This window comes from Marinobacter sp. L-13 (genome assembly GCF_056857715.1).
In genome coordinates, this window is sequence record NZ_JBSXNQ010000057.1 from 59,953 (window position 1) to 79,882 (window position 19,930).

14 protein-coding genes are annotated in these 19,930 nt (G+C 58.2%); 3 read left to right on the top strand and 11 right to left on the bottom strand.

Translation table 11 applies throughout. From position 1 onward, the window contains the following. Positions 1–37: 37 nt before the first annotated feature. From AC13DD_RS12610 to AC13DD_RS12630, 5 genes are all read right to left on the bottom strand, one after another. Entirely contained in the window at positions 38–1,036 is a 999-nt protein-coding gene (locus AC13DD_RS12610) for a hypothetical protein (protein ID WP_141201820.1), read from the bottom strand. Between the two features lie 279 nt (positions 1,037–1,315). Continuing rightward, entirely contained in the window at positions 1,316–2,452 is a 1,137-nt protein-coding gene (locus AC13DD_RS12615) for a hypothetical protein (protein ID WP_008170416.1), read from the bottom strand. Further along, positions 2,449–5,841 carry a toxin VasX gene (locus AC13DD_RS12620; RefSeq protein ID WP_008170419.1) on the bottom strand — a complete coding sequence of 1,131 codons (3,393 nt, stop codon included), beginning with the start codon at positions 5,839–5,841 and terminating at the stop codon, positions 2,449–2,451. Before AC13DD_RS12620 ends, AC13DD_RS12615 begins: the two co-directional genes overlap by 4 nt. Before the next feature lie 3 nt (positions 5,842–5,844). Beyond that, on the bottom strand, positions 5,845–6,669 hold the full coding sequence (locus AC13DD_RS12625; RefSeq protein ID WP_008170421.1) for a DUF4123 domain-containing protein: 825 nt from the start codon (positions 6,667–6,669) through the stop codon (positions 5,845–5,847). After that, positions 6,666–8,738 (bottom strand): type VI secretion system Vgr family protein, encoded by a 2,073-nt coding sequence (locus tag AC13DD_RS12630; protein WP_008170423.1) that lies wholly within the window; start codon positions 8,736–8,738, stop codon positions 6,666–6,668. Before AC13DD_RS12630 ends, AC13DD_RS12625 begins: the two co-directional genes overlap by 4 nt. Before the next feature lie 180 nt (positions 8,739–8,918). Here AC13DD_RS12630 and AC13DD_RS12635 point away from each other — a divergent pair, with 180 nt between their 5' ends. Further along, positions 8,919–9,944, top strand: a complete 1,026-nt coding sequence (locus tag AC13DD_RS12635; protein WP_273096167.1) for an NADP-dependent oxidoreductase — start codon at positions 8,919–8,921, stop codon at positions 9,942–9,944. Between the two features lie 34 nt (positions 9,945–9,978). Here AC13DD_RS12635 and AC13DD_RS12640 read toward each other — a convergent pair whose 3' ends face one another. The 5 genes from AC13DD_RS12640 to AC13DD_RS12660 all read right to left on the bottom strand — a co-directional run bounded on the left by AC13DD_RS12640 (position 9,979) and on the right by AC13DD_RS12660 (position 15,791). Further along, positions 9,979–10,944, bottom strand: coding sequence for an NAD(P)H-quinone oxidoreductase (locus tag AC13DD_RS12640; RefSeq protein ID WP_405421152.1), 966 nt, complete (start codon positions 10,942–10,944; stop codon positions 9,979–9,981). An 84-nt stretch (positions 10,945–11,028) separates the two neighbouring features. Then, complete coding sequence (locus tag AC13DD_RS12645) at positions 11,029–12,768, bottom strand: sugar phosphorylase (RefSeq protein ID WP_482931245.1); 1,740 nt, start codon at positions 12,766–12,768, stop codon at positions 11,029–11,031. Further along, positions 12,765–13,988 carry a glycosyltransferase family protein gene (locus AC13DD_RS12650; RefSeq protein WP_482931246.1) on the bottom strand — a complete coding sequence of 408 codons (1,224 nt, stop codon included), beginning with the start codon at positions 13,986–13,988 and terminating at the stop codon, positions 12,765–12,767. The genes AC13DD_RS12645 and AC13DD_RS12650 overlap by 4 nt, the downstream gene beginning before the upstream one ends. Before the next feature lie 36 nt (positions 13,989–14,024). Continuing rightward, entirely contained in the window at positions 14,025–14,840 is an 816-nt protein-coding gene (locus AC13DD_RS12655) for an HAD-IIB family hydrolase (RefSeq protein ID WP_053114824.1), read from the bottom strand. A gap of 12 nt (positions 14,841–14,852) precedes the next feature. Further along, a complete protein-coding gene (locus tag AC13DD_RS12660; protein ID WP_075267679.1) occupies positions 14,853–15,791 on the bottom strand; it encodes a hypothetical protein in 939 nt (312 codons plus the stop codon). A gap of 75 nt (positions 15,792–15,866) precedes the next feature. On the opposite strand from AC13DD_RS12660, the gene AC13DD_RS12665 reads away from it, so the two are divergent. Then, positions 15,867–17,321, top strand: a complete 1,455-nt coding sequence (locus AC13DD_RS12665) for a protein adenylyltransferase SelO (protein ID WP_482931247.1) — start codon at positions 15,867–15,869, stop codon at positions 17,319–17,321. 79 nt (positions 17,322–17,400) lie between these two features. Here AC13DD_RS12665 and AC13DD_RS12670 read toward each other — a convergent pair whose 3' ends face one another. After that, entirely contained in the window at positions 17,401–18,915 is a 1,515-nt protein-coding gene (locus AC13DD_RS12670) for a fumarate hydratase (protein WP_014576609.1), read from the bottom strand. A gap of 182 nt (positions 18,916–19,097) precedes the next feature. Between AC13DD_RS12670 and AC13DD_RS12675 the strand changes: the two genes are divergently transcribed. Next, entirely contained in the window at positions 19,098–19,871 is a 774-nt protein-coding gene (locus AC13DD_RS12675) for an enoyl-CoA hydratase (RefSeq protein WP_482931248.1), read from the top strand. Positions 19,872–19,930 lie beyond the last annotated feature (59 nt).

The following is a 19,930-nucleotide window of genomic DNA, read 5'->3' on the forward strand; positions in this document are numbered from 1 at the left end:
TTATGCAACAATTGAGGTTTTGTTCATCAACCCGGCTTTAGATTGGCCACGCACCGGGCGGTCGCAGCTTCCGATACTCCTCCATCGAGATCTTGCCCAATTGCGGCGTAAGCTTGCAGGTTCGGCTTCCCCAAGGAAACCTGCTCTGGCGCTGGTGGACCTCTGTCCAGCCTTCCCCGTCCTTCCAGGATTCAAGATCCAGGTCCCGCCAATACCTCGGGTTCCGCCCGGTCTTTCTGTCATGCTCAGCTGTTACCGGGTCCAGATGACGGAAGGGCTCTAGTCGCGGTGTATCCGGCAGTGGCTGGGTCACATCCATGTAGCGTTGCAACATATCCCACAACGCCAACACTTCTGACTTTTCCGACTCAATGGTACTGAAGCCTGTTTTGTTAAAGGTTTTCTGAGTGTAACGGTGCACCAGCATCAACCGGTAAAAGATACCGCCGTGCTGGACAACACGTTCCACATAAGCATCAAACTCCGCGAAAGGCGCCTCGAAAAAACGCCCCCGACACAGGGCAATACGAACCTGACCATCAACGCGGTTGAATTCGCTACAGCCGTCTTCAAGGGTGGAATCCAGTCTTTTGTTAATGGTGTTTTCGAAGGGTTTGAGGAGGAAGCTTATTCCGGTGCTCATTATCCAGTTGGTTGAAGGGGGAATAATCCAGAATGAAAATAACAACCAAGCTGGTACCAACAAAAAAAGCAGCAACAAGTGAATGAATGAGGGAAGTCCATACTCAGTCGCGGCATCAAAATCCTTATTAGAGAGGCTGATCCGCATTTCCCGGGGAACGATGATCGGCTCTTTCTGCCCCTCCGGCACGAAACACACCTCGCGGCGTTGGCGGTTAAACGGGCGGGCGTTACGTTCTTTAATTTGGAATAAGCCTGCCAGCACGGAAGGGAGAGTGTGAACAAGCCCAAAGAGCCACCTAACGTCATTTGCCAACCGAACACCGATGTCGCCCCTGCCCAAAAAGTCCAGGTATCCGTCATTCACTTCCCCCACCGCATGGCCATGATCCACCGGCGGCAGGCCGGTTGGCAGGGGTTTGGGGGATAAAAGAGTCAGCCGGCCACTCGGGAAAGGCTCGGAACGCCCCGCGTGTAGAGGCTGTTCGAACTGAGTACTTTTTGAGTTCATGAGAGACCGTCCATCGTCTGGCATTGACTGCAGACTAGGGTTTCCGATCTTCCAAGCTGATCAAGCTCGGCTTGTGACAGCTGAATGACGCCATAAAGCCTGTGCGGTTTGCGTTTACAATGTTTGTCATCATTTCCTCCTTGAAATGGCTTTACTACTTCATCAATTGGTTGATGCCAGCGGCAGACGGTCCTCCTCGGCATACACTTCCGCAAAGACTTCATAGGGCAACCGCCCCGGACGGGCCTTTTGCTTCTCAAGAACCTTCTGGCTTAAGCGCTTGAAGGTCTCGCTGGGCTTGGCCCACTCGCTCTCAGATAACGGTTCAGACCACTCCGCCATGTCCCTGGGCAGCGTTTTTCGGGTCATGCGTTTGATCTTCCTGACTTCCCACTCCACCAGTCGGTTGGGCAGGGTCCAAAAGGTCATCAGGTGGTACAGGTACCAGCCGGTCAGGTAGTGCACTCCCCGTTTGCCTTCCCGGTATTCCTCATGAAGACGTTTGCGGGCATTGCGGAAAACATGGACGCCCTCCCAGGGCGGATCATCCGGGCCCTGAAGTTCCAATGGATCCTGGATCTCTTTCAGGGTGTGGACTTCGTACTCCATGTAGGCCCGGATGGCCTCCCAGTTGCTGATGGCCTGGGGCAAACCGTAAGTCTGGAATTCCAAGCTGTACTTCTCGCCGGTTTGTGGGTGGAGAAAGCCTACACCGAAGCCGTACTGGCGCTGTACACCGTACTCGGTCACCCCCTGGGCCTCGGTCACCCAGGCCACCAGTTCCTCCCAGGGTACGAAAATGGGCTCCCGGTGACCATTGGGCACGAAGCACACCTCGCGGCGCTGGCGGTTGAAGCGGGTGGGGATGACCTGGGATTTTTTCTTGAGTTCTATTACGGACGCAACTAGCCACCAAAGCATTAAACCTCCCCCTCCCCAAAAGCCAATCCAGAAGCTGATCTCTATCACTCCCCAAAAAGCATGAATGGCATCGGGCAGACCATTGCCGAGCCAGTAAAGCATTAAAAAGGCAATCGCCGGAAAAACCATGGCCACCATAACGAATAAGCCAAAAGGGCCGCCAAGAGTCACCTGCCAGCCAAACACCGAAGGCAACCCCACCCCGAAGTCCAGATAGCGTTCGTTCACCTCACCCACTGCGTGCCCGTGGTCCGTGGGCGGCAAACCAGTGGGCAGGGGCAACGGTGACAGGTACGTCACCGTTCCGCTGGGGAACTTGTCACTTCGCCCGGCCCTGGGGGCGTTCGCTATATCCGCCTTGGGCGTTTCCTGTGTCATTCGAAGATATCCAGTTCCATAAAGGGATTGCGTACCTGGTACCAGAAGGTCCTGCCTTCGTTATCCTGGGGAGGTTCCTGGACAGGCGTCACCGGCCAGTCACTGTCAGGCGTTACCTTGAGCATGTACACCTCCTGGGTGTAGCGGTCCTCCGAATGGTGGGTGTCCAGCCGGACCATCAGCGCCAGGTCACGGGTTTCGGGATACGGATCGCTCTTGCTGTGGTCCGGGGGCGAGAACGCCAGTTGCAGATGCCCGCCCCCTTCCCGGATGGCCAGGCTCGTCAGGATATCATGGGAACAGCGCACCCAGGTTTCCGGGGTGTCACGGAACCAGCCCGAGCGTTCTGGCCGGATGCGCCAGGCACTGAGCCACACTCGCCGGGGCGCCGGCTGGTCCAGGGGCTCTATCAACCCCGCCGCCGTCAGAGCATGGCAGTTCAGCACCAGTTGGTCCTTACCGTCTTGCTCTTCCGCCGGGACCTTCTCCAGGGACAGGCTGTTGCCGAGCTGGGCGAAGGCCTGCTCGTACTCCTCCAGCGATCCGTTGTGGATCTGGCCGGGTTCCCGCGACCAGGGGGTGGTCTGCAGCCACTGATCCCGCTCGCTCAAATTGTAGCGGTTGTACAGCCAGGTGCCCCCCAGCTCGAGCATGGTAAACGCCAGCCCGGCAATGTTCAGGCGGACGAACAGGCTGGACAGACGGGTGCCTGCGGTGGCCCAGGCACCTGCCTTGTCGGCGGCTCGCCATACCTCCATCGCAGCTATTCGTGTCTGGTTTAGGCCATATAGATTTGTCGCCGTCAGCCCGCCGCTGCCCACCATGCCAAGGGTCGCCCCCAATTGCGCCTGCGCATTACCGGTCCGTACGGCTTCCAGCCAGTTGCTGGCATGCTTGTAGGTGCCGATGGCGGCGCTGATAGCACCCGCGCCGTATGCAAATATTCCCAACCCAACATGCAAGCGGCCCATCTGGATATGGACCGACTGCACGGCGCTGCGCTGCCAAGAGTTTGCCAGGGTCTGGGCCCTGGAGGACAGAGCGGTGTCCGCCAGGCTTTGGGCGGCCAGGAAACCGGCGCCGGATGTAGCAGACAGACTTTCGATAAGTTTGCCATAGCTCCTGGCGTCTGGTGACTGAGCTTTAACTTCGGAAACAGCGTGAAAAAAGTTCACCAACTGCGCCGCAAACACCATCACACCCAGCCCATCCCCCAGCAGGTTCACCCGTGGCGCAGAGGTCAGGCCCTGGCGGAGGTGCCCCATCAGTGTGCCCATCTGCTGCTGGCCCGCGGCAGGCAGCAGCAGGGAGATACCCGCCCTGCCCGTGGTTGCGGGCTCGAGCCGCAGGCCGGTATTGGTTTCCTCCACCGGGCTGAGGGCGCCGGCCAGACGCCGGCCCAGGGCCCGCTGTTCCTCCCGGGTGGCCTTGAACTCGTTGACGATGCTTTGCGCCCGCTCGGATTTGTGGCCGTGGGTGGCCTTGGCCACGTCGTGGTCGTGGGCCAGGGATTCCAGCCGCTCGTTCAGCGACAGCAGTTGTTCCAGGTTCTGGCGGAAGGTGGCCAGCTCCGGTTCCGAGGCAACGCGGAACTCTACCTCACCGGCTTGGATGACCTTGAGCATCTTGCCCTTGAAAAAATACGGCAGGTCCCGGAACAGGTCGTCCAGGGGCGGTATCCGGTTTGCCTCAATGCCTTGGTAAAGCTGTTCCATAGCCCGGGCGATACCTTTTGACACCGCCGGTGCCAGGGTGTCGCCAATGGCGGCTGCCTTTGCCTGGATTTCATGGGAGCGTAACTCAAGGTCCGGCAGGTGTCCGGCCTCCGCCTCGGCCAGGCGCCGCGCCCACTCGGCGGCCCTGGTCACCAGGCTGTAGCCGGCCCCTGCGATACCAAAGTAGGTGGTCGATGGCTCTGCATCCGGCGCCTGGGCGGCCTTGGGCAAGGTGTGGAACAAGGGGTGACTGTACTGGGGATTCTCCTCCAGCCAGGCCAGTACCTTTTCCGCCGCCTCGTCGGTGCGGCAAAGATCCTTCACGCAGGCATAGTTCAGGTCCAGGGCCGCCTCCAGTTGCTTCTCATCCGCCACGTCGAAATACCAGGCGGCCTGGTGGAAGCGGGAATCACACAACAGGGTGGCCCGGTCATCGGTGATGTCCGCCAGCAACCCTTGCCACCGTGCCAGCTTGGCCCGCTGCGCCGCCATGAAGGCATCCATACGGGGGCGGTCGATCAGTTCATTGATGCCGCGCTGGCCCAGTTTGGCCCCGTTAAGCTGGTAATAGTTCTGCAGGTTGAGCTGATTGATGGTGTCCCGGTGCTGATCGTAGTTCGCCTGCCCCAGGGCATCAATCATGGCCAATTGTGCCCGGACCAGGGGATTATCCCCGTGGTGCTCGCGCAGGTAGGTTTCGGGGCCCATCGGTTGCGGGCCACGGTAATCCCTTCGCACCTCCAGGTAGTCGTAGATGGACTGGCGTTGTGCATCGTCGGTACTCTCGTACAGCGACTGGAAAGGTTCGCCTCCCGGTCTTTCGCCAGCCGTCTCCAGAGCGTGATCGTTGATCAGTGTCATGGACTCTATCCAAGCACCCAGCATATAGTCCCGCTCGGTGTGCCCCGGCTCGTCACCACCTTCCGCCCAGTCGCCGATCCAGCCCACCACATCATCCTGCTGCTGAGCCAGGTCCAGCATCACGCCCACGTCGTCCCTCAGCACCAGGCACAGGCAATTGTCCGGGTCTTCCACGGCCTGCTGCTTGATCAACTTGCCAAATCGGCTCTTGTGGTAATAGGGCTGATTCTCCCAGTGATAGGGCTCGCTTTCCTGGGCGTGGCCGTTTTCGGGGGCATCCGGCGTATAGTCTTCGCCAAATTCAGCCACCCATTGTTTGGCCTGTTCAGGCGTCAGCAGGTGCTCACCGCCGCTGACCGGCGAGGCACTGGCCAGGTCGATTTCCTGCATGAAGTGCGCACGCTCCTCCTGGCTGTCAAGTATCTGAGCTTTCTTGCGTTCGGTGAGGGGCACATCGGCGAAGCAAACGTAGAGGGTGTGCTGCTTCGGGTATTCCAGCTTGCCACCGTTGTGGCCCGTCAGTTCACCATTTTCATGCAGGTACTCGTGGAGCTCCCCGGTATCTGCGTCCAATACATAAAGATAGCCATACCTAAGAAGGCGGTAGCCAAGCGGGCGGGAGGTCAGTGAGTAGGGGTACCCCGGGTCTGTATCGGCGGGCGCAACTTCTACCCTGCCGTACCGAATAGGCAGCAGGTTCACGGTTCTCAGCAGCGGGCATGAAGCGGGTTCATCAATGGGGGTGCCTGGTTGTTCCCAGCACAAAAGATCGTTGCTTGCCCGGTCGTCAGTGGGGCGTTGTATCCGTGTCATTGTTCATCCTTGATTCAATGGAGGCGCCGTTTCCGTCACGGCATTGCTATCGGCTTGTGGTGGCAAGGTTACGAACAGGAATTGCATAACCTCCCGCAAGTTGTTGCATCCGTTGCCAAGGGCCTCTTCCAGTATTCTGCCGAGTGCCGGGTAGGCATCCCTCAAATCAGGACCACCCAACTGGTTGCGCACCGACTCATGCAGGTTGTTCCATATGTGCAGTGCGCCTTTGCGCCGATTGAAGGCATCGAAAGCGCCCTTCAAGTCCCGCGAGGCCATCATTTTTTCGGGTTGGTCACCTATGTCGCCAGACTGAACAGCCGGGGGCTCGACAAGGTGCCACTGCTCGCTGATACAATCCGGAACAATCAACCGGTCCACGGCCCTGGTGGGGAAACGCGGCAAATTGCCCCCGATCACCGTGGCGGCCAGTGCCGGATGGGCAATCCGCACCAGTTCTTCACAGCCCGGCGCCACTTCTACCTGCAGGTGGGAGCGCATCCAACAGGCACAGCTAGCATGGTCTGTGGCCGAAATCAGCAGGTAACCCTGCTCTTGCCTGGGCCCCTGCTCCAGGAACCCTTCCAGCACCGGGTCTTCTGGCCCACTGAGCCATACAAGCCAGGGGGACAAGTCCGAAACCGCCTCCCAGCGGGTTGCAACGTACAGGCACTCTGCATTAATGGTTTGTCCGCCGGCCCACTGGTAGATTTGCTCACCGAGTTCGGGGATAGCAACACCATCCAGGACAAGCCCAACAGGTTGATGGCCAGGCCAGGGAACATGGGTAAAGGGCGACTCCCGCAACGACCAGGAATCCTGATTCATGAGTTTTGCTCCTCACAAACCGGGCAGGTTGCATTCCCCTTCCTGAGTGCCGCAACTTGGGATTCTACATTGATGGCCGGAGCGTTCTTCCGTTGTTCAACTTCCGCCAGTGCCTCCTGCTCGGGCTCGTGGGGCTGATCACCCTCAATAACCCTTGGCATTTGCGCCATCACCACGCTCTGTCCAGAACCGCTGCCTGGCGAACCACCAGAATTGATCTTGATGCCAGGCCCGGATAGCGTCACGCCGCTTGGGTCCAGTTTCAAAAAACTGCCACCCGCCGAAATGGTGATTTCAGCGCCGGCATCCAGCACCACTTTGGTTCCCGCCTTGTGGTGTACTTCAGTGCCCGCTTCGCTAAATGTTCCCTGGGAGGATTTCTGGTGGAATGTGCCGCCTATGTTCTGGCTGCAATCGCCTCCGATGGATTCCCGCTGTTCGCCATCGACTGTGCGATGCTCGTTGCCTTTCACATGACTGAAATCGTGGTTTTCCACAGTGCGATGACTGTAGTTCCGAATCACCTCCGTGCGGTTGTTCTCGGTAAGCAGGTCCAGATCTTTCTGGGCGTGTACGTAGATCTGTTCCTGATCGGCCTCGTCCTCAAACCGCAGTTCGTTACTGCCCTCGCCCTTGTGGGTTTTCGTTTTCAGGGTGGTGCGGGTTTTGTGCTCGGGCAGCCCATAGGGTGGCGTGTTGGTCACGTGATGGGTTCGGCCGGTGATGATCGGCTGGTCCGGGTCACCGTCCAGGAAGGAGACAATCACTTCGTGGCCGATCCTCGGTAGCGCCATAAAACCATACTGGCCGCCGGCCCAACCCTGGCTGACTCTCAGCCAGGCGCTGCTGTGTTCGTTATTTTTCGAGTAGCGATCCCACGGGAACCGGACTTTTACCCGCCCATGTTCATCGCAGTGAATCTCCTCGCCTTCCTGGCCGGTGACAATCGCGATTTGTGGGCCGTCCATCAGGGGGCGGTGTGGCGTCTGCGGGCACCAGGTCAGATCTGCAGGTATGGCCTTGAACTGGTTGTGGTACGTGGTGGGTTCGCTGCCGCCTTCCTCTTCCAGAGCCTGGGGCTGCGTTCCGGTGTGGATGATAGACGTTAGCAGCCACTCCCGATTGAGATTGTCACTATCGTGCTCGGTCAGTTCCACTTTCGCGCCGGGGCTGAAATCCGGGCGGTTGCTCTCGCCGGAGGCGGTGCTGGCGTCATTGCGAAGGGATTGCAGTCTGGCTTCGGTAAAAGGCTGGCCACTGGCGTCGGCCTTGAAGCGGCCGGGGTAGTCGTAGTGCTGGTAGTCTTCCCGGTGCTTCAGATCGCCAGAAGCATGCTCATGCATCAGGGCATAGGCGGGATTTCTGAAGGTGTAATCCTTCATTGCCACAGAGGCCACCCGCACCCGTTCTTCATACCGGAACCGATACACCGCCGGGCGCTGGGTGCTGCCGCCTGCTTTGGCGTTGTATGCTGCCGGCTCCAGTTTCGGAGCATCGCCATGATGGTCGGCGATTATAAGCGCCGACTGGGTGTCCCCGTCCACGCTCCCCTGTTCATAGCGGTAATGCCAACCCTCTTCAGCCGCGAGGCGTTCGAGAAAGGCCAGGTCGCTTTCCCGGTGCTGAACACAGTATTCCCGTTGCTCCGGCGTGCGCTTCAGATCGAAGATCGAATCGATAATGCCGCGCTCTTCCAGGAGAGTGCGCACAATGGTGTCGGTGCCCTGGGTTTGGAAAATCCGGCTGTTGTGCATCAGTCCAAGACGCCAGAGCGGCGGCTGGATAATCAGTTCATAGCGGGTACGCCGGTGGCCGGCATCGCCTCGGACGAATTCGTTGACCACCCCGGTAAACCGCCGAAGAGGCATGCTGTCCTGCCAGATAACGAGATCTACTGGTTGCTCCAGAATCTCTGCAGCCTGAATGGAGGGGTCGGTGCTGGCCAGCTCAAGGTGACCCTGAAACACCTCGGACAGGCGCTCGGTCAGTTTAAAGCCAACCACTGAAAATAAATCTGAGGGGAGTCCGCCAACACGGGCGGTAAACTGCAATCCACTTGCCTGGGGCATATCTTCATTCCTTGAAGAGCAATCGGTTTTTAAGCTCGTCCTGAGCAGGCCTCCGATTATAGCCATCAAGCCGTAGAATGAAACCCCGGGGCCAGTCTTGTGTCGGCATGATGAGAGGTTGACCGGAAATCCATTCTGCTGCACCCTAATCTGGTTTCATTATGCAACCGGAGAGAACAAGTGAGCGAATACAAGAACCGAGCCGTCGTGCTCAAACAACGCCCACAGGGCGAAATCCAACAAGGCGATCTCGTTTTGGAAGAGCGTCCTGTCCGTTCCCCTAACGAGGGAGAAGTTGTTGCTCAAGTGCTCTGGCTTTCACTGGACCCCTACATGCGTCCACGCATGAACGATGCCAAGGGTTACATGGACCCCATTGGCATCGATGAGCCTATCGTCGGCGAGAGTGTTGCACGTGTTGTTGAGTCCCGCTCGGACGACCTGAAAGTCGGTGACCTGGTTACCTGCTACTCCGGCTGGCAGGAATACGTCACCTTCCCGGCGGACGCGCCGATGGTCTACAAAATTCAGCAACGAGACAATGTGCCCCTTCAAACCTACCTTGGCGTTGCAGGCATGCCAGGGCGCACCGGTTATTGCGGCCTTATGTACGTCGGCAAACCAAAAGCCGGCGAAACCGTGGTTGTCTCGGCAGCCTCCGGCCCTGTCGGCACTGTGGTTGGCCAAACCGCAAAAACAGAAGGTTGCCGGGTGGTTGGCGTTGCCGGTGGGCCTGAGAAGTGCGATTTCGTGGTCAATGAGCTGGGCTTCGACGCCTGCGTCGACTACAAGGCGGGGAACCTGGAAGCGGATCTCAAAGCGGCCTGCCCCGACGGCATCGACATCTACTTTGAAAACGTGGGTGGAGCCGTTACGCGCGGCGTTGCCCCATTGTTGAATGAGGGGGCCCGGGTGCCCATCTGCGGTTTTGTCTCTGCCTACAATGCAAAAGATATGGCCAGCGTGGAAACTCCCTTCCACGTGCTCGGGGCGCTTGATCCGGCGCCGGAGCATCGTTTTTTCCTCGTGACCGAATGGCAGGACCAGCATCAGGAAATCACGGACATCCTGGCCTCACGGGTTGCTTCCGGAGAACTGAAATACCGCGAAACCGTTGCCGAAGGGCTGGACAACGCCGTTGATGCCTTTAAGGGCATGCTCAAAGGCCAGAACTTCGGTAAACAGCTGGTTCACATTGCAGACTGACTGCAATACCTGAGACGCGTGTGGTCTGTGTGATTCAGTCCGAGATTTTCAGGAGCACCTTGCCGGTGTTCCTGTTCTCAGCCACATAGGCCATCGCCTCTTCCACCTCTTCTATCGGCCAGGTGCTATCGATCAGAGGTTCAATCTGGCCGGCTGCGAGCAGTGGCCAGACGTGCCGGTAGAGCGCCTGCATCACCTCGCCCTTATCCTCGACCGTGCGTGAACGGAGGGTGGAACCGATCAGGCGCTGGCGTTTGATCAGCATGATGCCCAGATCCACCTCGGCCATACGCCCCCCCATGAGTCCGATGAGCACAATGCGGCCATCGACGTTCAGAACCCGCTGATCTTCGGCAATATAATTGCCACCGACCGGATCCAGAACCATATCCACGCCACCCCACGCTGTAACAGCATCAACGAAGGAGCCTTCGTTCCGGTTCCAGACGCCACTGGCTCCCAGATTGCGACAAACCTCCAGTTTGGCCTTATCACCGGCGGTCGCAAAGACCGGATTGCCAAAGGCCGTTGCGAGCTGAATTACCGCGGTGCCAAGGCCGCTGGCACCCGCATGCAGGAGCACACGCTCGCCCGGTTTCAAGGCTGCTTCGTGATACAGATTCAACCAGGCGGTCGCAAAAACCTCGGGAATGGCCGCAGCTGTCTCCAGCGACACTCCTTTGGGAACGGGCAAAACCTGCACCGCGGGTACCACCACACGAGTCGCATAACCGCCGCCGGTCAGCAGGGCGCAGACTTCATCACCGGGTTTGAGATGGGTAACGCCAGATCCGACCGAAGCGATGCGACCACTAACCTCCAGCCCGAGAATATCGGATGCTCCCGGAGGCGGGGGATAGACGCCAGCGCGCTGCATGAGATCCGCACGATTGATGGCTGTCCAGACAACCTCGATTTCGACGTGGTCTGCGGGCGGTTCACCCGGTCCTTCCCAGGGCTCCCAGCTTAGATTGCCCCCGGTTACCTTGATTGCTTTGATCATGTATGACGTCTCGGCCTTGCTCATATGGGCACAGGATACCCCAAGTTTTCCGAGCATTGCACAAATGGCGCAAAGACAGGATCAGCCGGTAACTTCCAGGTTGGACAGCCAAACACTCTGATAAGGTTTCAGGGTGATCGAGCCAGACAGATCATCAATAGTCATCCCGGAAATCAGATCCAGCCAATGATCGGTGCCGATGAGATTGATGTCGCTCAGCGCTACCTGCTGCACCTCGTTACTGATGTTGTGAATGCAGAAGATGGACTGGTCCCGGCGCATACTCTGGCGCCAGAAACCAAACAGCTGCAGGCCGAGATGCAGGGTGAACTGGGTGGCGTTCGGGTGAAACGCAGGTTGTTTACGCCGGATGGCAATCAGCCGCTTCAGCTCCTCGAACGCCTTGCTGTGATGGCTCAGGGGATCTGCGAGCTTCTGCTCCAGAGTATCCAGTTGCCACTGGCTGCGGTTAATGGATCGAAGCCGACCGGTGTGCTCCACCCGCTCCAGATCGTTCTCAGTCGCCAGCAGACTGTGAATGTAGAAGGCGGGAATCCCCTCCAGCGCCAGCATTACGGTGTGGGCGCAGACGAAGCGCTGCAACTGCCAGTGATCCCGGCCCGACTCCGCCGTGCCCTGCAGCGCATCGTACAGGGCGATGTTGATTTCGTAGGGCTGGTCTCGGCCATCCGGCGTGCGCCGGTACGAGACCTTGCCGCCGAACGAGTCCATGGTGTTGATCAGCCGCTGCTTCTCTTCCTCCGTCAGCAGACCATCCGTTGGCCGCATACCCACACCATCGTGGGACGCAATAAAGTTCAGATAGGTGGTGCCCATCTGCGCTGGCGGCATGCTCATCAGCCAGGTTTTCAGGTGCTTGCAGTCACCGGTAACCAGGGTATTGATCAGCAGGGGCGGCAGGGAAAAGTTATAGATTACATGGGCTTCGTTGGCGTTACCGAAATAGGTGAGATTCTCGCGGTTGGGTACGTTGGTCTCGGTAATCACCACCGCATCCGGGCTGTGGTGCTCGATCAACAGGCGCAGGATCTTGATCAGTTCATGGGTCTGCTGCAAATGGATGCAGGGTGTGCCCGACTCTTTCCAGAGAAAGGCGACGGCATCGAGCCGGAAGATGATAATGCCACGCTCCAGGTAGCGCCGGATGATGGCCGCGAACTCGATGAGCACCTTTGGGTTGGCAAAGTTCAGATCGACCTGATCCTCACTGAAGGTGCACCAGACATACCGTTCGCCATCATCGGTCTGAACCGGGTTCAGCAGTGGCGAGGTTCGTGGACGCACGACGGCACTCAGATCGTCCTTCGGATTGCCCTCGAAGAAATAATCCTTCCCCGGGTCTACCCGTTTGCGGAAATTCTCGAACCAGCGGCTGCGGGCCGACATATGGTTGATCACCAGGTCCGCCATCAGTTTGTAATCCCGTGCGATGCGCTCGATATCCTCCCAGCTTCCGTGGGACTCGTTCACCGCCAGATAGTCCATGACCGAGAAACCGTCGTCGGAGCTGTAGGGGAAAAAAGGCAGTATATGCACCGACGAGACAGCATCTGACAGGCAATCGCCCAGGAAACGATGCAGCGTTTGCAGCGGCTTTTCGTCCGCCCGCTGAACCGTGTCGGCATAGGTAATCAGCACCACATCCGATTCGTCCCAATTATTCTGGTGCGCAGGGGGCGGTGCCTGGTTGGGCTCCAGCCCCATGGTGATCAGCAGCTCCTCGGCCAGAAAATCACAGTCCAGCTCCGGATAGACCACCTCCAGCATGGAAACCAGCTTCGCTTTCAGAGGCTGGGTCATGGCCGGAATTCCTCATTATCCAGTTCCACTGCCTCCAGCAACTGCTCCTTGATGTCGGGAATGGCGCTTGTTACCCGGTTCCAGCTGGGAATAAAAGGGGTGTCCATCGGGTTATCAAGGAAATAGGCGCCGGCCCGCATTACGTTCTGGGCGAAGAGTTCCACGGCCTTCTCCTCCTTGTGACGATCAAACGTCAGGCCGTTAATAATGGCGTCGTTCTGGTAGGTCTCCACAAAATCCAGGGCAATGCGGAAATACGTGGCCTTGATCGTCCGGAATTTTTCATTGGAGAAAATCTCGCCGTTGGTCGCCAGCTTTCGGAACAGGGCCTTGGCGATATCCATGCTCATTTTGGACAGCCCCTTGCTGGCATCCTCCGGCGAAAGCTCCTGGTGCTTGTGGTCGTAGACATCGGCAATATCCACCTGGCACAGGCGGTTGGTGGCGTAGTTGCGCTTCATCTCCGACAGCACACCGATCTCCAGCCCCCAGTCGCTGGGAATGCGCAGATCATTGATCACATCCGTTCGGAACGAGAACTCCCCGGCCAGGGGGTACCGGTAACTGTCCAGGTAATCCAGAAAATCGTTGGGGCCGCAGACTTTCTTCAGCGCGCGGATCAGCGGTGTCACCAGCAGGCGGCTCACCCGTCCGTTCATTTTTCCGTCCGCCACCCGGGCGTAGTAGCCTTTGCAGAACATGTAGTTGAAGCCGGGATTGGCCACAGGATAGATAAGGCGGGCCACGAGGTCCCGGGAATACGTGAGGATGTCGCAGTCGTGCAAGGCGACGGACTTGCTGACACCGGAGGCCAGTACATAGCCAAAGCAATACCAGACGTTCCGGCCCTTGCCCATTTCCGTCGGTGCCAGGTTCTGCTCCCGAAGCTTCAGGTCAATGGCCCTGAGACGTGGCCCGTCGTTCCAGAGCACCTTGAAGTTCTGGGGCAGTTCCGAGAAATACTCCAGGGCGTGGCGGTATTGTTCCTCGTTGGCGCGGTCCAGGCCAATCACTACCTGATCCAGATACGGCACCTTACCCAGCTCGTGCACAATGTTTTTCAGGGCCGGCCCCTCCAGCTCCGAATAAAGCGACGGCAGCACCAGCGACATGGGCCGGGCTTTGCGAAAACTCATCAGCTCTGCTTCCAGGTCCTCCACCGGACGCCGAACCAGGTTATGAAGGGTTGTGATAATGCCATTCTGGTAAAAGTCGCCCATGGCGGCTCTCCTTTTTTATACCCACACTCGAACGGGTCAGTACCCGTACTCAAACAGGAGATTGAGCACGCACTCATTCCAGCCCTCGGGGCCGGGCTTGAGGGAGCGAATGGCGTGTTTTGCCGAAGGCAACCGAACCTCTTCGCTTTTTACGCCCCGGATCACCACCGGTATATCCGCCGATTCCAGCATCTGCTGATCGTTGGGGCTATCACCCAGGGCAATGGCCAACACTGGCCCATCGCCATACTGCTCCCGGTATTGCTCTTTGTATTTGTTTAGCAAGAACCGGGCCCCATCGGCTTTATCAAATATACCCATGGCATGGAGGAAACGTCCGCCTGCTACCAGGCGGAGATCCTCGGCACTCAGAGCCGCTTCAAACTCCGCCAGCTCCTGCTCCGAGCCCTGCCAGATCAATGGTTCGGTTCCCAGCCGCTCTTTGGCCCGCCCGGCCGCTGCCGGATCCAGGCCGGTCTGCGCTGCCAGTTCATCGGTAGACATGTCGGCAAAGCCCCTGAATCGCGCGCCCTTCTTCCGTTGCGTGCCCAGCACCTCAAGGACGCGTTCCCGGGTTGCACCAAAATTCACCACTTCTTCTTCCTCATTGCCCAGGGCGTGGGGCGGAATAACCACGGCTGCACCGTTTTCGACAATAAACGGATCGTTGTTTCCAAGTTCTTCCCTCAAAGCCCGGATCTCCGGCATGGTTTTGCTGGAGTTAAGCACCAGGGGAATATTGGCTGCCTTCAGCCTTTCCAGGGCGGGCCCCGCCGCGTGCCAGCGGTAGTCGTCGTGGTCCAGCAGGGTGCCGTCCAGATCCGAGAAGAGAATCAAATGGGGTCTGGCCATGGCCGGTCTCCGTTAGGCCTCGCGAAACTGCGGAAGGCCAAGGGAATGGTCCTCGGCCACGTTGATCAGAACATCAGCCCGCCCAGGCATTTCTGCGAGGCAGGCACGAGTAACCCGTTCATAGTGCATCACGAAGCGGCCGACTTCTTCGTCGGTCATAATGCGCAACTCCTGTGCACCATCATGGGGCCCGCCACTTTTTGGTGCATTGCGGATTTTATTTGCCAGCTTTTGTTCCTGGAGTCGACGCCACTCAAGAACACACGCCATGGAGGGAGCCTTCAACATGATCAGAAAATCGATTTCATCAAAAAATTTCCGGTATTCCCCTTTCAACTGATCATTAACATAGCTGCGCCAGACGCCGTCCGGGTCCTCGTTCTCCTCCAGAGGATTCATCGGCTGGGCAAGCGCACTGTCTTGCTCCGGTCGCGCATCAAGGCACCACCCCTCAAGAAGAATGACCTCCGCACTTCCCCCGAAGACAGGCCACTGATCCCGGGGAACCCGGTCGTCCCGCGACTTGTCGAATGCAGGAATCGGGGTGGCATCTTCAGGCACTGCACTGCGCAAGCGGTTCAAGACCTGTTGCCCGAGCGCAACGTCGTGTGTTCCCGGCACGCCACGGGTTATAAACAACGGGTGCACCCGTTCGGCGAGGTCCTGGCGTTCACCTCTGGTAAGGTAAATATCATCCAGGGAAAAATTGGCCGCAGACCGGTTGCGGTGGCGCAGCAGAATTTCCCGTAAAAAGAGTGTCAACGTAGACTTGCCCGTACCCTGGGCTCCGTGAATACCAACCACAATGGGTTGCTTTTCCGTATCATGGAGCGCACAGATTCGGTCTGCGAGCGGCAGAATGGTCTTTTCTACCGTTTCGGCGTAGGCATCGGGCAGGCCTTCCTGCTGAATCAGGGCACTGATGGTTTGTTCTAGCGAGCGATCAGACACGGAGGGTTTCCAGTTCAATGGATGACTTAAGAGAGACGGCAGCAGAATTCATACCAATGGGAGTATAGGCGTTTTATGAGTGGCAACGATTTTCGAATAGAGCATCGCTACCTGGAGCTCCCGGACAGTTTTTATACCCGGGTTCAGCCCTCACCACTAAAAGACGCAAAGATGGTGTGCTTCAACCACAAGCTCGCGGAACAGATGGGCTTTCGCGCCGATTCCGAATCGGAGTGGACCGGCGTGGGTGCAGGATCAGAGTTACTCGAGGGCATGGAGCCTGTGGCCATGAAATACACGGGCCACCAGTTCGGCGCCTACAATCCCGATCTGGGCGACGGCCGTGGACTGCTACTGTGGGAAACCGTTGGCCCCGATGGACGACGCTGGGACTGGCACCTCAAAGGCGCCGGTATGACTCCCTACTCCCGCTTCGGAGATGGCCGCGCTGTGCTTCGCTCCACCATTCGCGAATACCTGTGCAGTGAAGCCATGCACGGACTGGGTATCCCTACCACCCGGGCACTGTTCATGGTGAGCGCCAAAGACCCGGTGCGCAGGGAATCCATCGAGACGGCGGCGGCACTGGTGCGCGTGGCTCAAAGCCATATTCGCTTCGGACACTTCGAGTTCGCCGCTCACCACGAAGGACCTGAAAGCGTAAAGACTCTGCTTGAGCATGTGATCTCGCTGCACTTCCCTCATCTGATCAACCTGCCGGATGACGATCGATACGCCCGCTGGTTCGAGGAAGTGGTGGAACGCACCGCAAGAACGATTGCGGACTGGCAGGCAGTCGGCTTCTGCCATGGCGTGATGAACAGCGACAACATGTCCATCATCGGCGACACCTTTGATTATGGCCCTTTCGCATTCCTTGATGATTTCGATGCCGGCTATATAAGCAACCATACCGACCAGGGCGGGCGCTACGCCTACAACCGTCAACCACAAGTCGGGTTCGAGAATTGCCGCTACCTGGCCACAGCCCTGCTCCCGGTAATGGAGGAGGACGACGTGCGCCGGGGGCTTCGCCGCTATGAAGTGGCCTACAACGAACGCTTCCTCCAGAACATGCGAGACAAGCTTGGCCTGATCATCGAGGATGAAGCGGACCTGAGCCTGATCATGGATACCTTCAGCATGATGCACGAGCACCATGTCGACTACACGGCTTTCTTCCGGGCGCTCTCGAATCTGCACAGCCATGGCCATGGGCCGGTGCGGGATCTGTTTGTAGATCGCAGCGTGGCAGGCCAGTGGCTGGAGCGTTATGAGGAGAGACTCATGAACGAAAGCCGCGCTCACGATGAGCGGGAATACGCCATGCGCCGTGTAAATCCGAAGTATGTGCTGAGGAACTATCTGGCCCAGCAGGTTATCCAGGAAGCGCAAAACGGGGATTACGAACCGATGAAAGCACTATTGAAGGTTCTCGAACGCCCCTATGACGAGCAACCGGAAAGTGAGGCTTATGCTGCATTGCCGCCGGATTGGGGCAAGCACCTGAATATCAGCTGTTCAAGTTGAGGTAGCTGCGCCAGTCAACGAAAAAGGGCCGGACGATATACTCGTCCGGCCCTTTTGTTTTTTCTGCAACCTACCGAGATCAGACCGCCTTGGCAGCAATGATCTTCTCGTGCCACTCCGCAGGACCTGTCTGGTGCACAGACGAGCCGCGCGAATCAACGGCGACTGTGACCGGCATGTCTTCGACCTCGAACTCGTAAATGGCTTCCATACCCAGTTCCGGGAAGGCAACCACTTCCGCATTCTTGATGGCCTTGGAGACCAGGTAAGCGGACCCGCCCACGGCCATCAGGTAGACCGCACCGAATTCCTTGATGGCGTCGATGGCCACCTGACCGCGCTCTGCTTTACCGATCATGCCGGTAAGGCCGGTCTTCTCGAGCATGGTGTGGGTAAACTTGTCCATTCGGGTCGCAGTCGTCGGGCCTGCAGGACCAACGACCTCTTCGCGCACCGGATCAACCGGACCCACGTAATAAATGAAGCGACCCTTCAGATCGACTGGCAGTTCCTCGCCTTTCTCGATCATGTCGACCATCTTCTTGTGGGCAGCATCCCGGCCGGTCAGCATCTTGCCGGAGAGCAGGACGGTTTCGCCCGGCTGCCAGTCCTTTACGTCTTCCGGGGTCACCGTATCCAGATTCACGCGACGCACGTTGTCGCCCACTTCCCAGGTGATTTCCGGCCAGTCTTCCAGGCGCGGCGGCGTCTGCAGGGACGGTCCGGTACCATCCAGAGTGAAATGCGCGTGGCGAGTCGCAGCACAGTTCGGGATGATGGCCACCGGCTTATTGGCAGCGTGCGTCGGGTAATCCTTGACCTTAACGTCCAGAACGGTGGTCAGGCCACCCAGCCCCTGGGCACCGATACCCAGATCATTCACCTTGTCGAACAGCTCAAGACGCAGTTCCTCGGCTCTGTTCGAGGCACCGCGCGCTTTCAGGTCGTGGATATCGATCGGATCCAGCAGGGATTCCTTGGCCATTTCCATCGCCTTTTCGGCGGTACCGCCAATACCAATGCCCAGCATGCCAGGCGGGCACCAGCCAGCCCCCATCTGCGGGACCATTTTAAGAACCCAATCGACAACCGAATCGGACGGATTCAGCATCGCGAACTTGGACTTAGCCTCTGAACCACCACCTTTGGCAGCCACGTGCACTTCAACCGTATCGCCCGGAACCATCTTGTAGTGGATGATAGCCGGCGTGTTATCACCGGTGTTCTTACGCTTGCCGTCCGGGTCATCCAGAATAGAAGCGCGCAGCACGTTGTCCGGATGGGTATAGGCGCGACGCACCCCTTCGTTGATCACATCATCCAGGGGTAGCTCGCAGTCCCACTGGACGTTCATACCGATGTTGACGAATACCGTCACAATGCCAGTGTCCTGACACAAGGGCCGATGCCCTTCCGCACACATGCGCGAGTTGATCAGGATCTGGGCCATGGCATCCTTGGCCGCCTGGGATTCTTCCTTCTGGTAGGCCTCATACACACCATCAATGAAATCTTTCGGGTGGTAGTAGGAAATGAACTGCAGCGCGTCCGCTACGCTTTCAATCAGGTCGTCCTGGCGGATTACGGTGGTCATAGGCGCCTCATCAGCTTGATATCGTTATGTCGTGTCGTAAAAATCGGGAGGCGAGAGTTTACCAGAAAATCGGTTTGGCGAGTGATTGGACAGATGGCGAAGCAAGGATTAAAACCCGTGAAAAACGCCACGAGAAAAGGGTACCATCCTAACCAAACTAGAATAACACCGCAGGAGACACCGTGACTGACCTCGTCCTCACCGAAATAAAAGACCGGATTCTCATCGTTCGACTGAACCGGCCAGAGCGCAAGAACGCCCTCACCCACGCCATGTACACCGCCATGGGGGACGCTCTGGAGCAGGCCCGGGATGACACCAACATCCGGTGCGTACTCTTCACCGGCACAAGCGAGTGTTTCACTGCAGGCAACGACCTGAGCGAATTTGCCGCCGGCTTGCCCGGTGATTTCGAACAAACCCCAGTCGGCCGCTTTCTTTTATTACTGGCCAGTGCAACCAAACCTGTGGTGGCGTCGGTCAATGGCGCGGCCGTTGGCATTGGCACCACTATGTTGCTGCACTGCGATCTGGTGTTCGCCGGCAACAACACGGCGTTCCAGATGCCCTTTGCCAGCCTCGGCCTGTGCCCCGAGGGCGGCTCGAGCCTGCTACTTCCCTCCTGGATTGGCCGGGTGCGCACCGCGGAGCTGCTGATGCTTGGTGGTGCCTTCTCCGCGGAAGAAGCTCTTCGGCTTGGCCTGATCAACCGGGTTTGCGAACCTGAGCAGACCGAAGCCAATGCCTTTGAAGCCTGCCAGCGGTTCACTGAAAAAGCCCCGGCGGCGATTCGAGCCACCAAAGCCCTTTTGAATCAGCCAACCATGGCGGCACTTCGGGAGACCATGCTCGAAGAGGGTCAGCTGTTTGCCGAGCGCCTGAAATCCCCAGAAGCTGCCGAAGCCTTCCGGGCCTTTATGGAAAAACGCGCACCGGATTTCTCGCGCTTCGAGTAAACCTCGACTGCGCCTCAATTTCCCCGTTGCCGGACCTCGACAAACCGTTATCCGGCAAC